The sequence below is a fragment of the Aliivibrio finisterrensis genome (assembly GCF_008933155.1).
Taxonomy (GTDB): domain Bacteria; phylum Pseudomonadota; class Gammaproteobacteria; order Enterobacterales; family Vibrionaceae; genus Aliivibrio; species Aliivibrio finisterrensis.
The window spans coordinates 81,217-102,940 of sequence record NZ_WBVP01000009.1 but is presented as its reverse complement, the minus strand read 5'-3'; the positions used below and the strand labels follow the sequence as shown (position 1 = coordinate 102,940).

General features: G+C 39.8%; 15 protein-coding genes. 8 read left to right on the top strand and 7 right to left on the bottom strand.

The features are described 5' to 3' along the window. Positions 1 to 32: 32 nt before the first annotated feature. The 3 genes from F8B77_RS10025 to F8B77_RS10015 form a co-directional block, all read right to left on the bottom strand. Entirely contained in the window at positions 33 to 920 is an 888-nt protein-coding gene (locus F8B77_RS10025) for a peptidoglycan binding protein CsiV (RefSeq protein ID WP_151655233.1), read from the bottom strand. An 89-nt stretch (positions 921 to 1,009) separates the two neighbouring features. Beyond that, entirely contained in the window at positions 1,010 to 4,465 is a 3,456-nt protein-coding gene (mfd, locus tag F8B77_RS10020; protein WP_151655232.1) for a transcription-repair coupling factor, read from the bottom strand. Between the two features lie 15 nt (positions 4,466 to 4,480). Further along, positions 4,481 to 5,050, bottom strand: coding sequence for a PilZ domain-containing protein (locus F8B77_RS10015; RefSeq protein WP_151655231.1), 570 nt, complete (start codon positions 5,048 to 5,050; stop codon positions 4,481 to 4,483). Positions 5,051 to 5,222: 172 nt separating this feature from the next. Between F8B77_RS10015 and lolC the strand changes: the two genes are divergently transcribed. From lolC to gnd, 8 genes are all read left to right on the top strand, one after another. Beyond that, positions 5,223 to 6,431, top strand: coding sequence for a lipoprotein-releasing ABC transporter permease subunit LolC (gene lolC, locus F8B77_RS10010; RefSeq protein ID WP_151655230.1), 1,209 nt, complete (start codon positions 5,223 to 5,225; stop codon positions 6,429 to 6,431). Further along, entirely contained in the window at positions 6,424 to 7,140 is a 717-nt protein-coding gene (gene lolD, locus F8B77_RS10005) for a lipoprotein-releasing ABC transporter ATP-binding protein LolD (protein ID WP_151655229.1), read from the top strand. The genes lolC and lolD overlap by 8 nt, the downstream gene beginning before the upstream one ends. Beyond that, positions 7,140 to 8,384, top strand: a complete 1,245-nt coding sequence (lolE, locus tag F8B77_RS10000; protein ID WP_151655228.1) for a lipoprotein-releasing ABC transporter permease subunit LolE — start codon at positions 7,140 to 7,142, stop codon at positions 8,382 to 8,384. Before lolD ends, lolE begins: the two co-directional genes overlap by 1 nt. Positions 8,385 to 8,747: 363 nt before the next feature. Then, complete coding sequence (gene potE / locus F8B77_RS09995; RefSeq protein WP_151655227.1) at positions 8,748 to 10,070, top strand: putrescine-ornithine antiporter; 1,323 nt, start codon at positions 8,748 to 8,750, stop codon at positions 10,068 to 10,070. A gap of 58 nt (positions 10,071 to 10,128) precedes the next feature. Then, positions 10,129 to 12,420 (top strand): arginine decarboxylase, encoded by a 2,292-nt coding sequence (gene adiA / locus F8B77_RS09990; protein ID WP_151655226.1) that lies wholly within the window; start codon positions 10,129 to 10,131, stop codon positions 12,418 to 12,420. Positions 12,421 to 12,621: 201 nt separating this feature from the next. Then, complete coding sequence (zwf, locus tag F8B77_RS09985; protein ID WP_151655225.1) at positions 12,622 to 14,124, top strand: glucose-6-phosphate dehydrogenase; 1,503 nt, start codon at positions 12,622 to 12,624, stop codon at positions 14,122 to 14,124. Continuing rightward, a complete protein-coding gene (gene pgl, locus F8B77_RS09980) occupies positions 14,121 to 14,837 on the top strand; it encodes a 6-phosphogluconolactonase (protein WP_151655262.1) in 717 nt (238 codons plus the stop codon). The genes zwf and pgl overlap by 4 nt, the downstream gene beginning before the upstream one ends. A gap of 28 nt (positions 14,838 to 14,865) precedes the next feature. Beyond that, positions 14,866 to 16,314: a decarboxylating NADP(+)-dependent phosphogluconate dehydrogenase gene (gene gnd, locus F8B77_RS09975; RefSeq protein ID WP_151655224.1), complete on the top strand. Its 1,449-nt coding sequence runs from the start codon at positions 14,866 to 14,868 to the stop codon at positions 16,312 to 16,314. An 80-nt stretch (positions 16,315 to 16,394) separates the two neighbouring features. Here the strand turns inward: gnd and F8B77_RS09970 are convergent, their stop codons facing one another. From F8B77_RS09970 to F8B77_RS09955, 4 genes are all read right to left on the bottom strand, one after another. Next, complete coding sequence (locus F8B77_RS09970) at positions 16,395 to 17,060, bottom strand: DedA family protein (RefSeq protein ID WP_151655223.1); 666 nt, start codon at positions 17,058 to 17,060, stop codon at positions 16,395 to 16,397. A gap of 198 nt (positions 17,061 to 17,258) precedes the next feature. After that, positions 17,259 to 18,482 (bottom strand): sodium/glutamate symporter, encoded by a 1,224-nt coding sequence (gene gltS, locus F8B77_RS09965; protein ID WP_130087602.1) that lies wholly within the window; start codon positions 18,480 to 18,482, stop codon positions 17,259 to 17,261. A 217-nt stretch (positions 18,483 to 18,699) separates the two neighbouring features. Beyond that, positions 18,700 to 19,779 carry a rod shape-determining protein RodA gene (gene rodA, locus F8B77_RS09960; protein WP_151655222.1) on the bottom strand — a complete coding sequence of 360 codons (1,080 nt, stop codon included), beginning with the start codon at positions 19,777 to 19,779 and terminating at the stop codon, positions 18,700 to 18,702. 241 nt (positions 19,780 to 20,020) lie between these two features. Next, a complete protein-coding gene (locus tag F8B77_RS09955; protein ID WP_425277988.1) occupies positions 20,021 to 21,724 on the bottom strand; it encodes an RluA family pseudouridine synthase in 1,704 nt (567 codons plus the stop codon).

Below are 21,724 nucleotides of genomic sequence, written 5' to 3'. Positions count from 1 at the left end.
ATTTAGTAAAGCTATGTAAAGAAATTACGATGTTATACTTTACGCACTTGGATGATCATGCCCATTAGTGGGTGATCAATATAGTGAGTTTCACCACTGCGCATTTTACGTCTTTCTTCTATGCGGTAAGATTTTAAAAACTCTTTTATTTCAGTTTCCGGAGTTACGTCCTCTAAATGACCTAACTGAATATCCGCATTTGGATCTTCAATTGCTGTCGCTTCAGTAGATAATTCTGCGGTTTCCGTGGTTGTTACTTCGTCAGAAGAAGTAGAAGTTGTTTCTGTAATAACGTCTTTTTCTTTTTTTGGGGTGTTGACAATAAATTCGTGTTGACCAGGAACTTTAAGATCTAAAATGGTATTTACGTATAGGTAATGCTGGACGTAAACCTGCATTGTGCCATCTAATTCAAGAAGAGGAGCTGAAGTTGACGCTGTTGTATCAGATTCAATAGTTTCCGATTCTTCAATAAGCGCAGGTTTTGGTGCGTCTAAAGGAACCAGTGATAAATCAGCGTTTGCATCTTCAATAGTTCGACCATCAGCAACAAAACGATCAGAGAAATCTTGTCCTGCTTGAATATGGAAAATAGGAGAAAGAGATGAGCCTGAGTCACCTTGGCGCCAAGCAACATGTACTAACGGCTTAAATCCAGCGTGATTTTGCAGTTTAGTATAAGCTTCATTTAACTTATAGTAGCCAGAAGGAAGTAGTGATGCACCATTACTGTTCATCATCTTTTTATCGCGATATGAGAAAGCACGATCTAAATTGATAGGCGCAAGAATGTCAGGCCAAGATTCTTGATAAGAAGATGGCTCAACATTACGCTTAAAAATGATGACTTCGACGTCAAATTGACGAGCAAAAGAAGGCCAGCTTGCCAGTAAAATTAACGCATAAATTATTTTTTTCATTCAAACTCCAGTGAAATGGTTCTTTAAAGTCTTGGTTGTCCATAATCAAGACCAAAAATTAGTATTTTCTTATTATTTAAATCTAATAGTTAGATTCTATTTTCGTAAAACAATTTGAGCAAGTCCATTACGTATTTAATTCGCACTTGTCTCTCAGTTAAGTCTTTTATAAATTTAACCTTAGTTGGGCCATCTAGCGCAAAGCCTGTTGGATCTTTTTGTAATAATGACACAAGGAACATAGGGTTTATGTCAGCGGTAGGTTCAAATTCAATGTAACCACCATTTCCATGAGCCTCTAATCTCTTCACTTTTAATGAAGCCGCTAACATTTTAACTTCTGAGCTGACTAATAATGTTTGAGTCGCTTCTGGTAATGATCCAAAACGGTCAATGATTTCTACTTTTAGTTCATCTAATTCGCCATTGTCTGAAACACTCGCAATACGCTTGTATAGAGATAAGCGGGTATTGACATCTGGAATGTAATCTTCAGGAATTAATACTGGTAAACGAAGTTCGACTTCTGTTTGTTCTCGCAATAAATCATCTAACGATGGCTCTTTACCCTCTTTTAATGCTTCAACCGCTTGCTCAAGCATTTCCATGTAAAGGGTAAAGCCAACAGATTGAATTTGACCACTTTGCCCATCACCTAATAACTCACCGGCACCACGGATCTCTAAATCGTGAGTAGCAAGAGTAAAGCCTGCACCCAAATCTTCCAGTGAAGCTATCGCATCCAAACGTTTTCTTGCATCTTTACTCAATGCTTTTGGATGTGGCGTCAGTAAATACGCATAAGCTTGGTGGTGTGAACGGCCGACACGACCACGTAGTTGGTGTAATTGTGCTAAACCGAGTTTATCGGCACGATCCATGATAATGGTGTTGGCGGTTGGAACATCAATACCGGTTTCAATGATCGTTGTACAAACTAGAACATTGAAACGCTGATGATAAAAGTCACCCATGATACGTTCTAATTCACGTTCACGCATTTGACCATGAGCTAAGGTAACACGAGCTTCTGGGATCAGCTTTTCAATTTCTTCAGCGGCGTTCTGAATCGTTTCAACATTGTTATGCAAGATATACACTTGGCCACCACGCTTGATCTCACGAAGAATGGCTTCTTTGATCACGTCATCCTCTTTTTCACGCACAAATGTTTTAATCGCTAATCGACGAGCCGGTGGTGTTGCGATGATTGATAAATCGCGCATGCCACTCATTGCCATATTCAAGGTTCTTGGAATTGGTGTTGCGGTTAGCGTCAGAATATCTACGTCTGAACGCATCGCTTTTACTTTTTCTTTTTGACGGACACCAAAGCGATGCTCTTCATCCACAATGAGTAAACCAAGATCTTCAAACTTGATACTGTCTTGCAGTAATTTGTGAGTACCGATTAAGATATCCACTTTGCCTTCCGCTGTTGCTGCTAATATTTCTTTTTGTTCTTTGGCTGATTTAAAGCGAGACAAAACTTCAACTCGAATTGGGAAATTAGCAAAACGGTCACGGAAATTCTCAAAATGCTGCTGAGCAAGTAGAGTAGTTGGAACCAATACCGCCACTTGTTTTTCGTTGTGTGTTGCTAAGAATGCTGCGCGCATGGCAACTTCTGTTTTACCAAAACCTACATCACCACAAACGAGACGATCCATCGCTTTGGCTTGGCACATATCGGATAACACATCGTTAATGGCGATTTCTTGGTCATGCGTTTCTTCAAACGGGAAGCTTGAGCTAAAATCAGCATAAGCATCACGATCTTGTGTAAAAGCAAAGCCCGGTTTAATTGCTCGTTTAGCATAAACATCCAGTAACTCTGCTGCGACATCACGTACTTTCTCTGCCGCTTTACGACGTGCTTTGCTCCACGTGTCACTGCCCAGTTTGCTGATAGGGGCAGTTTCATTGGCTCCTGCTGAATATCGACTGATCAGATTTAATGATGAAACAGGAACATACAGTTTGGTTTCATTTAGGTATTCCAACATCATATATTCCGCTGGCATATCACCAACATCTAATGTTTGAAGCCCCATGTAACGGCCAATACCGTGATCAACGTGAACCACTGGTTGACCAATTTTTAGTTCAGCGAGATTACGGATCAGTGTATTGCTGTTTATTGATTTGTTATCACCACGACGGCGACGTTGAATTACTCGCTCACCCAGTAAGTCACTTTCACAAATAAAAGCAACGCATGGATTTTGAAGAATAAAGCCGTGTTCAGCTGAGCCAATCACTAACGTGGCTTTATTTTTATGCGCGACGGCATCTTTCATTGAATTACAAATCGCAGGCTTTAGCTTAATACGCGCTAATAATTCAAGAAGGGCCTCACGGCGACCTTCAGATTCAACGGAGAAAATAACCTGACCACTGAATTTCTCATAGAATTGACGAAATTGAGCGAAAGGTTCTTTATTTTGGTGCTGAATTGCAATTTCTGGCAACTCAAGTAAATCTGGATTAAAACGACCTGCTTTTTCTATTTCGGCTTCTTTAGATAATTTAACTCGTGGGTATTGTTTGAATAAACCAAACATATCCGCCGTTTGAAGCCACAGCTCATTTACTGGAAGAAGAGGGCGTAGTGGATCCACTCGACGTTGATCATAGCGGTATTCGGCATCAGCTAAGAAATCATTGGCTGCTTTTTCTATATCACCAATAGTAACCAGTAATGTGTTATCTGGTAGATAATCAAACAGAGTTTCCGTTTCATCAAAGAACAGCGGCTGCCAATATTCTATACCTGCAGGCCAAGCGCCTTTGCTGATCTGTTGGTAAACCGATTCTGGCTCACGACGAGCATCAAAACGTTGGCGCCAGCGAATACGGAAATCTTCAATCGCTACATCATCAGTAGGGAATTCATGAGCAGGAAGTAGGTTAATGGATTTTACTTCTTCAATCGTACGTTGATTTTCAGGATCGAACTGACGAATGGTGTCAATTTCATCATCGAAGAAATCAATTCGATAAGGGTGTGCATTACCCATTGGGAATAAATCAAGAATAGATCCACGACTTGCGTATTCACCGTGGCTCATGACTTGGTCAACGTGTAAATAACCGGATTTTTCTAGCTGTAATTTTAGCTTATCAAACGATAGACGATCACCGACGTTTACAACCAATGCGTGCTTGTGCAAGAAAGATTGTGGTGATTGACGTTGTAATAAGGTACTAACAGGAACGATTAGGGTGCCATCTTTTTGCTGCGGTAAGTGATATAGGCGCGATAAACGGTCAGAAATAATGTCCTGATGCGGAGAAAAACTGTCATAAGGAAGGGTTTCCCAGTCAGGAAAAACCTCTACTGAATGTTGGCTAAATTGGTTAATTTCATTCTGTAAACGAAACGCCAATTGCGGCTCAGTAACCGCAACCACGACAGGACCAGTGTGTTGTTGCTCAATCTCTGCAATCGCAAGTGCTAGAGAAGAACCCGTAAGGTTACCAATTGAGCGTGTATCATTGGCTTTCGTTGGTAACGGTAATGACAGTAAGTTTTTTATAGGCATCAGGATATTCAATTATTAGGTTAAGTTGCGTTCTTGAGCACGAAGTTTAAGCACTTTTTGTTGTTGAAACAGAGCGGCTTTGATCAGTAAATCTTGATCGATATCACGAAGAAGCTCATAAGCCATTTCAATACTATAGCCTGTTTCAGTCTCGGTGCATTGAGTCACCGTAGCATAGCAGTAAATCGCTGATGGCGGATGCTCAAGAAAGAGTTTTACTTTGGCTTTTTGAGTTAAATTGAGTGCTGTCTTACTTTCAAAAGTAAATTTACTCGCACCAAAGCTCGACGTTTTATAGCGATAAGCTTCATCATCTTGTTGAATTAACAAATATGACAGCAGTAGATTCAGTTTTTGATTCTGATTTTTTAAATAGTTAGCAAGACGTTTACCATCATCTAACTTCAAGAAAGAAAGCTCGTTCTCAGAGAGGTCATCAATAGAACTGCACTCTTGAGCAACTCGAAATGGGGCTGGGATCTCACGTTCAAACGTTTCCATGTTTGGCAGTATCGCGTCTATAGCAAGCGGTTCTACATTAACTGTTAAATCGTAGTGAACCGAAAAGTATTCATCGTGTGACATAAGCGTCCCTCTATTTATTATTTACTGATTATGGCGAAGTCACTAGGTATCAGCAAGTGTTTAATCGGTAAGTATGATGAACAAAAGAGCAAAAAAAGGAATAAATACCAGTATTTTACGTGATAGACTGTATTCATTATTATAGCTTCAAAAAGCATGATTGAGAGAATTTATGTTTCATCCAGTATCAGTATTTATAGGGTTGCGATATTTAAGAGGACGTTCTGGCGATAGGTTCAGTCGTTTTATCTCTTATATGTCTACCGCAGGCATTACTATTGGCGTGTTATCGTTAGTGACGGTGCTGTCTGTGATGAATGGGTTTGAGGCTCAACTAAAAGATAGGATCCTTGGTGTACTACCGCAAGCGGTGGTATCTACGGTGGATGATCAAATCGCACCTTCTGACGATGACCGCAATTATGTTGCAAACTTGCCTCATGTTACCCAAGTAACGCCTGTGGTTCGTGGTGAAGCGATTATTCAAAGCGCAAAAGGGTTGAGTGCGGGTATGCTTGTTGGTATTGACCCAGATGAATATGACCCTATTGCATATGAGTTAATTTCAGGCAATGTTCGTCAACTTAAAGCGGGTGAATATGGCATCTTTCTTGGTTCAAAGTTAGCACGTGAGTTGAGCGTTCGTTATGGTGATACGGTTCGTATTATGGTGACAAATGCAAGCCAATATACGCCACTAGGCCGTATTCCGAGTCAGCGTAATTTTAAAGTTGTGGGCGTATTCAATACGGGCTCTGATATCGATGGCCAATTAATGGTAGCGAACATTCAAGATACCGCCCGTTTGATGAAACTAAAAAAAGGCAACATTACGGGGTGGCGTTTATTTTTCGACGACCCATTCCAAGTGACTGAATTATCAAAACTGCCTTTAGAAAATGATATGACATGGAGTGATTGGCGTGATCAACGCGGAGAGTTATTCCAGGCGGTAAAAATGGAAAAAAACATGATGGGCTTAATGCTTGGGCTTATTGTGGCGATCGCGGCGTTTAATATCATTTCTGCACTTATTATGGTGGTAATGGAAAAACAAGCCGAAGTCGCGATATTAAAAACACAGGGTATGACGAGTAACCAAGTGCTTTCTATCTTTATGGTTCAAGGGGCGAGCAGCGGTGTGATTGGTGCCATTGTTGGTGGCACGTTAGGTGCATTATTTGCCAGTAATATTAATGTTATTCTTTCTACACTTGGATTATCGTTATTTACTGTTGGTGGATCTTTGCCAGCACAGGTTGAACCATTACAAGTGTGCGTAGTCATTGTTCTAGCAATTTTATTAAGTTTATTAGCGACCGTATTCCCATCTTATCGAGCGGCAGTCGTACAACCAGCAGAGGCATTAAGATATGAGTAATCCATTATTAGTTTGTCAGGGTATTCGTAAGGTTTACCAAGAAGGCACAATGGAAACTGAAGTGCTAAAGGGTGTTGATTTTCATATTAATGAAAGTGAATTAGTGGCGATAGTAGGTTCATCTGGCTCTGGCAAAAGTACATTATTGCACATTCTTGGCGCACTTGATGAGCCAACAGCAGGAACGGTACATTTTCAACAAAATGAACTGACAAAATTGAGTGCGAATAAGCAAGCAAAAATCCGTAATCAACATATTGGATTTGTGTATCAATTTCATCACCTTCTGTCTGATTTTAGCGCGTTAGAAAATGTAGCAATGCCGTTGTTAATTGGTGGTGTTCATAAGAAAGAAGCCGCACTACGTGCAACAGAATTACTTGAGAAAGTAGGTTTAGCTCATCGTATTGAACATCGTCCTTCTGAGCTGTCAGGTGGCGAGCGCCAGCGTGTGGCGATTGCTCGTGCGTTAGTTAACAAGCCTGCTTTAGTGCTTGCTGATGAACCAACAGGTAACTTGGATCATAAAACAGCATTGGATATTTACAATTTAATGCGTGAATTGAATCAAGAGTCAGGTACTGCATTTTTAGTGGTGACACATGATAATGAATTGGCAGCGAAACTGGATAAGCAACTAAGCATGCAAGATGGCCGTTTTATTACGGAAACGGTTCGTTCTGCATTAAGCCAAGAGCCGGAGGCGTAATGTTTTCACCGCTTTCTCTTTTTATTGGTGGTCGTTTTGCGCGAGCTAAACAGCGTAACAAGATGGTGTCGTTTATTTCGATTTCATCCACGCTTGGTATTGCTATTGGTGTTGCAGTGATCATTATAGGTCTCTCTGCAATGAATGGTTTTGAGCGTGAGCTGCAAAATCGTGTGCTTTCTGTTATTCCACATGCTGAGCTTGAAGGGGTTAAAAACCCAGTATCTGATTGGCAAACCATGATGATCCAAGCTAAGAAGCACCCAAAGGTTACTGGTGCTGCACCCTATGTGCGATTTACCGCCTTACTTGAAAGAGGCAGTAAATTAAAAGCGGTGGAAGTTCGAGGTGTTGAGCCTATATTAGAAGGAGCGGTTTCTAAGTTACCTGAGTATATTGATAACGAGGCATGGAAAGCGTTCGAAGCCAATAAACAAAGTGTTATTTTAGGCAAGGGCGTTGCGGATACATTAGATGTAAAAGTTGGAGATTGGATCACGGCGATGATCCCTGATGAAAATGCAAGTAAGCAGCTTCGTTCTCCAAAGCGTCAACGTTTGCAAGTAGTTGGACTATTGTCTTTAGGTGGGCAAGTTGATCATGGTTTAGCAATTGTTCCTCTAAAAGATGCTCAGCAGTATATTAATCTAGGTGACAGTGTCACGGGTGTGTCATTACAAGTCAGTCGTGTTTTAGATGCTCAAAATATTGTCCGTGAGGTAGGGGGAACATTAACTGAGTATGTTTATTTACGCAGTTGGGTTCAGAAATACGGTTACTTATACCGAGACATTCAATTAGTTCGTTCAATCATGTACCTTGTTATGGTTCTCGTTATTGGGGTTGCTTGTTTTAATATCGTATCAACTCTAATGATGGCCGTGAAAGATCGCTCTGGTGACATTGCTATTTTAAGAACCATGGGTGCAAATGACGGTTTAATTAAACGTATCTTTGTATGCCAAGGGATATTCTCAGGTGTGACAGGTAGTTTAGCAGGCTCTGCATTAGGTTCATTTGTGGCTTTAAAGCTAACACCTATGATTAAAGGATTAGAGTCATTGATTGGTCATCAGTTTTTATCGGGTGATATTTATTTTGTTGATTTCTTACCCTCAGAGCTAGTTTGGAGTGATGTCGCTATTGTGACAGCGACGGCGATATTTTTAAGTGCCATTGCGACTTGGTATCCTGCAAGAAAGGCAAGCCAGTTACATCCTGCTGCGGTGTTGAGCTCTAAGTAAAACTGCTTTACATCAATAGCAATTCTTATTTTTTAAGCCATTGAAATATTCAATGGCTTTTTTATTGAATTTAAAAAATGAAAAGAAATACGTTTTTTGTGATCTAAGATTTTTTTCGTAAGGATAAACTCTTTAATCACCTGATTTCATGGTGGTAATAGATAATTTTGATATAAGATACAATATATTACCTAGATTCTTTTTATTAAAAATAATCATGCTTCTTATGAGAATGGTTAAATTTAAATTATTGAATTTGTTTTTTGCACATTTAAATCTATGAACTACGCTTTTATTGTAACTAAATGATTAAGTTATTTATTTATATAATAATGAGTGCGATCTGAATAGAGGGCGAATAATATGAGCACAGGTTCAAATAAAATGGGGTTAATGGGACTAACAACCATTGTGACTGTAAATATGATGGGGTCTGGTATTATATTGCTTCCATCAAGTTTAGCTGCAACCGGAGGTATTGCTTTATTAGCATGGGGAATAACCGCGATTGGTGCACTCTGTATAGCTTATACATTTTCGAAATGTGGTATGTATTGTACCGAAGATGGTGGTATGTCAGCTTATGCGAAACAAGCGCATGGTAAATCGAGTTTTTTTATAGCGTCATACACTTATTATGTTTGCCTTGTTATTAGTGCAGTCGCTATTTCGGTCACTACTGTTGGTTACCTTGAGACATTTCTTCCTTGGCTAAAAGAAACACCGATACATAACTTTATTGGTGTGGTTACGATTTTAATCGTTACATTGCTTTGTAATATTAGAGGCGCAAAAATTACGGGTGCAATTTCTTCTGTGACTGTATGGGGGGTTATTATCCCTGTATTAGGGGTTTCGATTATCGGTTGGTTTTGGTTTGATACGAAGATTTTCGCAGCGGGTTGGAATCCGCATGATATACCAACCATGTCTGCAATTTCATCAGGTATAGCATTAACGCTATGGGCTTTTTTAGGTATAGAATCTGCAGGCGCTAATTCAGGTGCTGTGGAAAATCCAAAACGAAATGTACCATTAGCCTGCATGCTTGCAACCGTATTTTCAGCGATCACTTATATTGCATCAACAACGGTTATTCAAGGGATCGTTCCTAATGAATTGTTATCCAAGTCTGATGCTCCATTTGGATTGGTTTTTTCACAAATGTTCAATCCATTTATTGGTAATATTATTACAGTTTTAGCTATTATTGCCTGTTTAGGTTCACTTTTAGGTTGGCAATTTACCAATGCGCAAGTATCAAAAGCTGCCGCTGAAATTAATCTTTTCCCGAAAGTCTTTTCAGAAGTAAATAGATTTGAGGCACCGGTGAAAGGGATGCTAATTATGCTTGGATTGGAGGTAATCTTAGCAATAATGACCATATCCCCAACCTTATTAAAACAGTTTAATATTTTAGTCGATTTGGCCGTATTTATTAATATGATTCCATATATTTTATCTTTGACTGCTTTAGGCGTTATTCTCCGTCAAAGTAATGTTGAATCTAAAGAATATAACGTCAGTATTTCCCTAGGAACTATTGCTGTGGTTTATAGTATTTATGGCGCTTACGCGACCGGAACTGAGGCCGTTTATTATGGTGTCATTATTGCACTATTCGGATATTTATTTTATGGGTTTATTGCAAGTCGAGATCAATTGAAAGAGCAAAAAACAATATGAATTAATACACTAAAATTGCGTTTGAAATTAAATTTTCCCAAAATGAAGGAAGAAAAGCATGAAGAACTATGGAAAACAAAAAAGGGTATTACTATTTAATGATTCAATTGAAGGGGGAGTTATTCAAAGTGCATTAAATCGTCTACTTGAAGAATTTAATACTCAAGGAGTACACGTCACAGTCGCTTCTTCATTTGATGATTGTTATTCAATATTGAATGCAAATATAGCCGTGGATTGTTTAATGCTAGCGTCAAAAATGATAGGACATCAGCAAGAAGAGAATGAACATTTTTTCCAACTGATTGATAAGTTAAATCAACGTCAAGAAGGCGTCCCTGTTTTTTTATTGGCGGAAAGAAAGAAGATTACGTTAACCGTCAGTCGCGAATTAATGTCACGTGTAGATGAGTTTGCTTGGATTCTTGAAGATACAGCAGATTTTATTGTAGGACGATCTATAGCAGCCATGGAGCGTTATAGAGAACAGCTACTTCCGCCATTAATGGCAGCAATGATGAAATATGATGATGTTCATGAATATTCATGGGCAGCGCCAGGTCACCAAGGCGGAATAGGCTTTACTAAGACACCTGAAGGCCAGCGTTTTTACCATTATTATGGCGAAGGACTATTCCGTTCTGATATGGGGATAGAGCGAGGTTCGTTAGGGTCACTTCTCGATCATACCGGGTATTTTGGAGACAGCGAAGCATTTGCAGCAGAAGTATTTGGTGCTAATAAATCTTATTCATTAGTTACTGGAACCTCTGGTGCGAATCGAACCATTATGCAAATTTGTATGAAAGAAAATAGTCTGGCAATTTGTGACCGAAACTGTCATAAATCAATAGAACAAGGTTTGATGCTTTCCGGTGCTCTTCCTATTTATTTGCTCCCGACACGGAATCGATATGGAATTATTGGTCCTATCTATCCAGAACAAATGGAACAGGCAGCAATAAAAGCGCGGGCAAAAGAAAGTCGATTAACGAAAGGTCATGCAGACCAAGAACCTGTCTACGCAGTTATAACAAATTGTACTTATGATGGCCTGTGCTATAACGCTAAACGTGTACAAGAAATATTAGGAAAAAGCAGTAACCGACTTCATTTTGACGAAGCTTGGTATGGTTACGCTCGTTTTAATCCTATTTATGAAAATCATTTTGCAATGCGAGGAGAGCCTGTTGTATCAGATAATGCACCAACGGTGTTTGCCACCCATTCTACGCATAAATTATTAAATGGTTTATCTCAAGCATCTTGGATTCATGTGCGTCATGGCAAGGATGCGATTGATTTCCAACGCTTCAACCAAGCTTATATGATGCATGCTACGACCTCTCCTTTATATGCAATAAGTGCATCGAATGATATTGCTGTGTCGCAAATGGCTGGAAATAAAGGTTACTCATTAACTCAAGAAGTGATCAGAGAAGCGGTTGATTATCGCCAAGCTATGGGGCGATTATTTCGAGAATTTGAAGCTGATAACGATTGGTTCTTTAAACCGTGGAATGCGGAAACTATTATTGACCCAGAAACAGGAAAAGACATTCCTTTTGAAACCGCCGAACCCAATTTACTTGCAGAGACACAAGATTTTTGGATGATGAAGCCTGGGGACAAATGGCACGGATTTGATGATATTGCAAATGATTGGTGTATGTTAGATCCTATTAAAGTCAGTATATTAGCACCAGGGATGGGAGATGATGGCCATTTATTAGAGGCTGGTGTTCCGGCTGCGATAGTTACTCAGTACTTGACGAGATTTGGTATTGTTCCAACGAGAACTACTGATTTTCAAATAATGTTTTTGTTTTCGATGGGTATTACAAAAGGTAAGTGGGCAACACTTGTTAATACATTATTGAGCTTTAAGAAGCATTATGATAGCAATACAGCGTTAAAGTTAGTGCTGCCTGAATTAGTTGCTGAACATCCAGAAACTTACGGGCATATGGGAATAAAAGATTTAGGCGACAAAATGTTCTCTTACCTTAAAAAGCATACACCATCAGATAAACTGAATGCCGCATATTCAACATTACCTGAGGCAATCATAACGCCGAGAGCAGCATTCGGGGCAATTGTTGATAATAATATTGAGATGGTTGCCTCTTCAAAGTTAGAAAATAGAGTAGCGGCGAATGCGGTTATCCCATATCCACCAGGAATACCAATGCTAATGTCTGGTGAAAGTTTCGGAGGCAGTGATAGCCCTCAAATCGGTTACCTTAGAAGTTTAGAGGTTTGGGATAAAGAGTTCCCAGGATTTGAACATGAGACAGAAGGTACAGAAGTAAAAGATGGCCAATATTACGTAATGTGTTTAAAAAATTAGTACTGCCTTTTTATAAAAAAAACCACTAACATATTATAAATTAGTGGTTTTTTTATTCATAAGGGCATTACTTCTTGAAGTTGTAGATTTTATTGGTTGATTTGTTTTAACAATTGATTCAATAGCTAAAACTAACTAGTAATTCCTTGATTTTTTTTCTATTATACGCGCATACTTTACTGTGTATCGGATAGAGAAATAATGATAATTTCGGACAACAATACCATCGTAATTTTTGGAGCTTCGGGGGATCTTACTTTCCGCAAGCTCATTCCTGCTTTGTATCATCTGTACGCGAGTAATCAACTTTCAGAATCTTTTTCAATCTTAGGTGTCAGCCGCTCTCAATATGACGATGAGTCGTATCGTGAAAAGATGAAAAAATCACTGCAAGAGATGGAAAAAACAGATCCAGAAACGCTTATTGCATTTTGTGGCCACTTGCATTACCAAGCGGTAAATACGTCAGATGTTGATGATTACAGTAAACTTGCTGTTAAGTTAGATCAGTTAGCTGAAAAATACCAACTAGACCAACAGAATACGCTTTTCTATCTAGCAACTCCGCCAAGCCTTTACGGTGTTATCCCCGCTTGTCTTGCAACTCATGGCATGAACGATGAATCTAATGGCTGGAAGCGTCTGATTATTGAAAAACCATTCGGCTATGATCTTGAATCAGCACAGAAGCTTGATACTGAGATCCACGAGCATTTTCAAGAACACCAAATTTACCGCATTGACCATTACCTAGGTAAAGAAACCGTTCAGAATCTACTTGTTCTTCGTTTTTCAAATGCGATGTTTGAGCCGTTATGGAACCGTAATTTTATTGATTACGTTGAAATCACTGGTGCAGAATTTCTTGGTGTAGAAGAGCGTGGTGGCTATTACGATGGTTCTGGTGCCGTTCGTGATATGTTCCAAAACCATTTGCTACAAGTATTAGCAATGGTAGGCATGGAACCACCGGCTCAAATTAACGCCGATTCGATTCGTGATGAAGTGGTTAAAGTTCTTCAATGTCTTAAACCGCTTGAAGAAGATGATTTGCGTAAAAACCTAGTGTTAGGTCAATACACGGCATCTGATGTACGTGGCCAGCAGTTAGCGGGTTACCGTGAAGAACATGGTGTTGCCGATGATTCTCGAACAGAAACTTACATCGGTTTAAAAGCTTATATCAATAACTGGCGTTGGAATGGTGTTCCTTTCTATGTTCGTACTGGTAAGCGTTTGCCGACTCGAGTAACAGAGATTGTTATTCACTTTAAACAAACCCCACATCCAGTCTTTGGTCAGAATGCGCCTGAAAATAAATTGATTATCCGTATTCAACCGGATGAAGGCATTCAAATGAGCTTTGGCTTAAAAGAGCCGGGCGCAGGATTTAAAGCAAAAGAAGTTAAGATGAACTTCTCATACGCAGACTTGCACGAAACTCAAATGCTTACGGCATACGAGCGTTTATTGCTTGATGCCTTAAATGGCGACGCAACGTTATTTGCTCGTACTGATGCAGTGGAAGCCTGTTGGAAATATGTGCAGCCTATTTTAGACTTCAAACAAGACCCTCAATCTTTGTTTGGGTATGCGTGTGGTACTTGGGGACCACAAGAGGCCGATGAGCTGCTACAAAGAGATGATCGCGCATGGCGTTTCCCATGCAAAAATTTAACCGATACGGATTACTGCGAATTATGATCAATCACAAAATTTTTGCTACACCAGAATTGGTTGTTGAAAGCTTAGCAAATGAAATGAAATCGTACAGTGAGCAGGGTAAACCTGTTCATATCTCACTGTCTGGTGGCAGTACACCAAAAATGTTGTTTCAGCTATTAGCTCAAGCACCATATGCTGAAGGTATTCAATGGAATAACCTTCACTTTTGGTGGGGCGACGAACGTTGTGTTGCACCAGACGACGCTGAAAGCAATTTTGGTGAAGCGAATGAATTACTTTTTAGCAAAGTAAATTTACCAGTAGAAAACATCCACCGCATCCGTGGTGAAGATGAACCAAAAGCAGAAGCAGAGCGTTTTGCAAAAGAGATGGCTGATGTCATCCCAACTGAAAACGGCACTCCAGTATTCGATTGGATCCTGTTAGGTGTTGGCGCAGATGGTCATACAGCGTCACTATTCCCTGGTGCAACAGACTATCAAGATGAGAACTTATCTGTATTGGCTTCTCACCCAGAGTCTGGCCAAATCCGTGTTTCTAAAACAGCAAAAGTTTTAGAGGCAGCAAAACGAATCAGCTACCTAGTGCTTGGCGCAGGTAAGGTTGAAATCGTTAAAGAAATTCATACAACTCCTGCTTCAGAGTTGCCTTACCCGGCAGCGAAAATCCAGTCTAAGGCTGGTGAAACAGAGTGGTTCCTAGATTCAAATGCAGCAAGTGCTATCGCGTAATCGCAGATAGCCGCAAGGAGATAAAATAATGAAAGGTGATATCGGTGTAATCGGCCTAGCAGTAATGGGTCAGAACCTTATCCTAAACATGAACGACCACGGCTTCAAAGTTGTGGCTCACAACCGTACTGCTGCTAAAGTAGACGAGTTCCTAGAAGGCCCTGCTAAAGGAACTAACATTGTTGGTGCTTACACTCTAGAAGAGCTAGTTGAAAAACTTGAAGCACCACGTAAAGTAATGCTTATGGTACGTGCTGGTGATGTTGTAGATACGTTTATCGATAAGCTTGTACCACTTCTAGAAAAAGGTGACATCATCATTGATGGTGGTAACACTAACTTCCCAGACACAAATCGCCGTGTTGCTGCTCTTCGCGAGAAAGGCATTCATTTCATCGGTACGGGAGTTTCTGGTGGTGAAGAAGGCGCTCGTTTTGGTCCTTCTATCATGCCAGGTGGTTCTCCTGAAGCTTGGGAAGCGGTTAAGCCTATCTTCCAAGGTATCTCTGCGAAAACTGACGCGGGTGAGCCTTGTTGTGATTGGGTTGGTAACGACGGTGCAGGTCACTTCGTTAAGATGGTTCACAATGGCATCGAATACGGTGACATGCAGCTTATCACTGAAGCATACCAGTTCATGAAAGATGGCCTAGGTATGAACCACGACGAAATGCAGGCTGTATTTGCAGAGTGGAACAAAACTGAGCTAGACAGCTACCTAGTTGAAATCACAGCTGACATCCTTGGCTACAAAGATGAAGACGGTGAAGCTTTAGTTGAGAAGATCCTAGACACTGCTGGCCAAAAAGGTACAGGTAAATGGACAGGTATCAACGCACTAGACATGGGTATCCCACTGACTCTAATCACTGAGTCTGTATTCTCTCGTTGCCTATCTGCACTTAAAGATCAACGTGTTGAAGCTGAGAAACTGTTCGGCAAGACTGTAGCTCCAGTTGAAGGCGACAAGCAAGAGTGGGTTGATGCAATTCGTCAGGCTCTACTTGCTTCTAAGATCATCTCTTATGCTCAAGGTTTCATGCTAATGCGTGAAGCGTCGAACGAAAATGGCTGGGATCTAAATTACGGTAACGTTGCTCTAATGTGGCGTGGCGGTTGTATCATCCGTTCTGCATTCCTAGGTAACATTCGTGATGCTTATGAAGCAAACCCAGAGATCGCATTCTTAGGTTCAGATGCTTACTTTAAAGGTATCCTAGATAACTGCATGGGCGCTTGGCGTAAAGTTGCAGCTAAGTCTATGGAATCAGGCATCCCAATGCCATGTATGACTTCTGCACTAACGTTCCTAGACGGCTACACTACAGCTCGTCTTCCAGCGAACCTTCTACAAGCTCAACGTGACTACTTCGGTGCTCACACTTATGAGCGTACTGACCGTCCACGTGGTGAATTCTTCCACACAAACTGGACTGGTACAGGTGGTGACACAGCTTCTACAACTTATGACGTATAATCATAACGTTGATAGATAATAAAAAAGCCCTTAACTTATAATGAGTTAAGGGCTTTTTTTTTATTTGAATGAAAGAGCTATTAAATAATGCGCTTTCTGCGGTATCTTTTTACACAGTAGCCACTAATAAAGCTGCCAATCGCAATCGTTAATGTAATCACAGGTGCAGCCATAAGAGCCATTGTGATGTATTTAGCTAATTTCTCAGGCAAGAATGAAAGTGAATAACCAAAGCCAGTTAATAGAAGAATCCAGATAATCGCACTCATCCAAGCAAAATAATGGAAGCGTGATGCTTTTTGCATTCTTAACCCCATCATTAACGGAAGAAGAGGGCGCACAACTGGAATAAAGCGAGCGACGAACAGTGCAATTAGACCATGCTTAGCAAGTAAGGAATCTACCGTTTGTAAACGATGAGCAGGAACCGTATTGATCCACTTTTGAATCATTGGGAACTTATGTAACCAACGGCCTTGAATAAAGGCAAGTTGACTACCTATCGCCGCCGCCATAATGAGACCAGCCACAATCACAGGGTAACTGATCACATTTGCTGCGGCCAGTGAGCCCGCAAGGATAACGACACTGTCACAAGGAAGAGGAGCTGCAGGTATAAAGGCGCTTTCTAACCAAATAAATAAAATTAAACAAAAGTAAATCATCGTCATACTTGCTGGATTTTGTAGTACGGTGAAATCTTGTTGCCAAAGAGCCGTTAAAATCGAAACAAATGAGTCAAACATCGCCATTCTCCAGACGAAAAATAAGTCGTAAACTAATTAAGGTAGGTAGATCGAGATTAAGTTAACTTATTGATAAAGTCACTAAAAATATACACTGTCATAAAAAGTTCATAATTGAATTATAGATAAAAAAAAGATCGAATATTAGCCATTCGAACTTTTTCTATTTTAATCTTTAAATCAGTTAGATACCTTGATCTAACCAATAAAACTAATGTAAGCCTGAAGAATGATTAGGTTGGTTATATCGATAAAGAATGCGCCAACAATTGGAACAACCATAAACGCTTGTGGAGATGGACCAAAGCGAGAAACCAAAGACCCCATATTCATCACTGCTGTTGGTGTTGCACCTAGGCCAAAGCCACAATGGCCACCAACCATTACTGCCGCATCATAGTTTGATCCCATCGCACGGAAAGTAATGAAGTACGAAAATAATGCCAGAACGATAGTTTGAACCGTTAATATAATTAAGAAAGGTATGGCTAAGTCAAAAATATTCCACAGTTTTAAGCTCATCAATGCCATTGCCAAGAATAAGGAAAGCGAAACCGTTCCTAAAATATCAACCGTTTCAGTGTCAATTTTACGTGCTTTAGTGATCTCACAGAGATTAGTAATGAATACACCGACAAATAAAGCGTAAACAAAATCGGGGATTTTTAACCAAGCAATGTCGAAGCTATTTACAAATTGACTTAAATACTTAGATCCAACCACACAGATAAGCAAGATAAACAGCATTTCAATTACTTTTTTCGCTGTGACTTTATCTTCTTCACGCTCATTATAAGTGACAAGCTCTGGGAAGCGGGTGTGAGTATCAACACCCACACCATACTCTGATTCTAAATTATGCTTTTGAATTAATCGTTGTGCAATTGGGCTACCAATTAAACCGCCCATGATTAAACCAAAAGTAGCAGAAGCCATTGCTAACTCTAGTGTATTGATTTGGTAGTTTTCCGCAAAGGTTTGTGACCAAGCTGCCCCTGTTCCGTGTCCACCAGAGAGTGTTATTGAGCCTGCAATAAGCCCCATTAGTGGGTCTAACCCCATTGCGCTAGCAAGTCCAACACCAACTGCATTTTGTATGATGATATAGAATGAAGCAACAGCTAGGAAAAGGAATACTTTAGTACCGCCTTTTAGTAGTTGTGTATAGTTGGCGGCAAGGCCGACCGTGCTAAAAAACATTAGCATGAAGGTGTTTTGCAAGGGTAGAGAGAACTCAAGACTTACGCCTTGAAAGTGTAAAATAGTAATGGCAAAGGCTACAATTAATCCGCCGACGATAGGTTCAGGAATATTGTATCGTTTAAAGAGGTCAACTTTAGAATTAATGAAATGACCCAGAAACAGCACGGCAATTGCAATTAGAAACGATTCTAATGCGCCGATAGATAAAGTGTTTGTCATAGAAGCTCGAAGTTATAATTATCAAACCAATAGGTACGATGCAAGTCTAGGTAGTTTAAGTGTTTTCCTAGATTACATTGTTAGGAATATTCGAGATTATGCTAACTTATTGAAAATGTCACTATAAATATTCACTGTCATAAAAAGTTCATATTAAAAGTGAGACACGATAAACACAATCTCGATATCATCTTTTACTGTTTTAATTTATTGATTATTAAGGTTTATATGCTTTATTTAGGCACAGAGACATAATAATACCGAAGCAAATCCCTTGAGTTATCATTGCAGTCCCACCATAACTAAAGAAGGGTAAAGGACTTCCCATTACAGGTAATAAGCCCGTTACCATGCCTATATTGATAAATGCATATAAAAAGAAACTAAGGGCAAAAGTAACACTTACTAAGCGGTTGAATGAGGAATCACACTGGTATGAAAGCCAAATCACTCGGCCTGTAATAAACAGATATAATCCGAGTAAGAGCAAACATCCGAAAAAGCCCCATTCTTCAGCATAGGTTGAAAAAATAAAATCAGTATGACTTTCAGGAATGAAACCAAGTTGTCCTTGTGTTGCATTCATCCAACCTTTACCACGCATTCCACCAGAACCGACAGCAATTAATGACTGAATAATTTGGTAGCCAGCACCAAGAGGATCAGATTCAGGATCAAGAAACTGAGTTACACGCTTTTTTTGATAAGCTGCCATCACAAAGATCCATAGCATTGGAACGATAACGGCAATTCCTCCGAGAAAAGAACCAATAATTTTCCAACTCATTCCTGCAAAATAAAGGACAAATAGTGCATAAATAATAGTAAATATAGCACCATCAAGATCGGGTTGAATAAAAATCAAACCGGCAGGAATAGCGGTTACCAATAAGCAGATAAGGATTTTTTTAGCATCGGGGCGTCCGGCTTCAGCAACTAGAATCCATGCAACCATAAGAGGAATGGCGACCTTCACTAATTCTGATGGCTGGAATCGAATAGGCCCAATAGCTAACCAGCGTTGAGAGCCGTTAGTACTGTCGCCTGCGACAATAACACCAAGAAGAAGAATAACAGCCAAAGCAAATAAATAGGGTGTAATTCGTTCGTAGGTTCTTGGTGGAATACTCGACATGACAACAATACAGCCAAGAGCAATGATAGCTCGAATAAGGTGTCGTTCTAACATTGGCTCACTAAAACCACTAGCACTCCATACAGTTAGAGAGCCAAGCAAAATCAATAATGAAATGGCTATCAGTAGTGGGTAATCGATTCGAGGTGCGTACTTAAACATAGTTAATCATTCATTATAAAATAGATAGACAAGCGATCGCTCATAATATTGAGCCATAAATTGGGTAGAGAAAAGTGCTTGATTAAGGACTTTTTATAATCGGCGATAGTTACCGAGTGATTTATAAGATGAAGGAAAATAACTCTTTTACGAAAAAAAGCAATCTTTACTTGATGGATAAGGAGAAAAAACTGACACGGCATCGTATCAGTCCTTTAGTTACATTGGCATTAGTTTGAATTTAAAATTCAGCATCAACTTCAAATTCCATTTCAATATTGGTAACAGGGTGACGTAACTTTAAATACCCTGCGTGTAAATGCAGTCTATCTGCTTTAAAACCATATAAATCATCCCCCACAATAGGGGTGTTTAATCCTGCTTGATGTGAGCAATGAACTCGCAATTGATGGGTCCGCCCAGTCTTAGGATAAAGGTAAACCTTGGTTTTATTATTAGCACGAGCAATCACTTGGTAACTAGTCTCGGCACTTCGGCCTTTATGATGACAAACCATTTGGCGAGGTCTGTCTTCCATATCTCCATATAATGGCAGAGTAATAATACCCGTGTCGTTGTCGATATTACCTTCCAGTAGAGCGGTGTAACGCTTCTCTACCGTTCGTTCAATAAACTGTTTCTGTACTTGTTTATTCGTCTCTGGCGTAAGTGTTAGCACTAATAAACCAGATGTCGACATATCCAACCGGTGAACAATTAATGGGCCAGTAGCACTAGGATAGCGTGCCTGAATGCGAGCATGAACAGAATCAGCAATAAATTTTCCAGATACCGATAAAAACTCAGCGGGTTTATTCACTACAACCATTACATCATCTTCATAAACGATGTCTAACTCTTTGCCATAAGACGGTGTCTGTTCTAATGGACTTTCATCAAGGTTAATTCCAGTAAGCATATGTTCAAGGATCTCAAAGCATTTACTTTGGCACACAGGATAAAGGTTTTTATGCTGGCGAACTTGTTCATAAGGCGAAGAACCCCACCAAAATTCACCGAGTGCAATTGGTGTATAGTCGAAACGAAAAGCCGTTTGTAGCAGTTTTGGTAAATTCTGCTCGCTAGAATAAGGGATTGGGGTTTGCGCCTGTTCAGGAACACTTTGTTTAAACAGTTCAAATAAGCTCTTAATTACGCCAGATTGATTAATAAACTGAGTTGCTTTTAGCGTATCTATATCTATTTTTTTCAGCAATTTATTGAGCTGATTTTTATGTAAATCAATATGGTGAGTGTATTCATTGTGTTGTTGGGTCAAGTCAGCAATAGTTTGTTGCCATTGCTGTTTTAATTGCTTTAAATCTCTCTTTTCACGGCTACTTTGGTTACCAAGTTCAGCAATTAACGCTGCTAGCTTTTCAGTAGATGATGAGTCAGCCAAAGATTCTGCTTGGGCACGTCGCTGCTTTCGTTCTTTTTTTGCCACTGCTATTGATTGTTGAAACGCAGAGATCTCTTGCTCTGACTGTACCGTACTTACCGATAACTTTTCTGTTAATGCGATAAACGAGGGTGAACTCTCTAATTGAGAAATACGCGATTTAAGTGATTCAATTTCGCTTTCTTGATGTGAAAATAGTTTATGGTGTGCTTGTTTATCAAAAATGGCATCGACAAAAAAATCAGGAGCCTGGTCCAAGCTATCTTCTGAATCTGCAAGTGTACCTGTAAAAGAAGACAGGTAACCCAGTTCTCCTTGCTGATTTTTTACCACAAGAACAGCAAACATCTTACCTTGCTTAGTAAAGTCATGATGCCATGTTTGTTGGTTACCGAGAAAATCTTGTAGTTCCGCTATAGCTAATGATGCCAGTGGATGCGGAGCATAATAATAAGGAAACGTAAACCTTTCTGGAATTGCGTAGGAGTCTGTTTGACTTGAGAATGGTGTGAATTTTGAGTGTGTCATTTTATCTTGTGACAT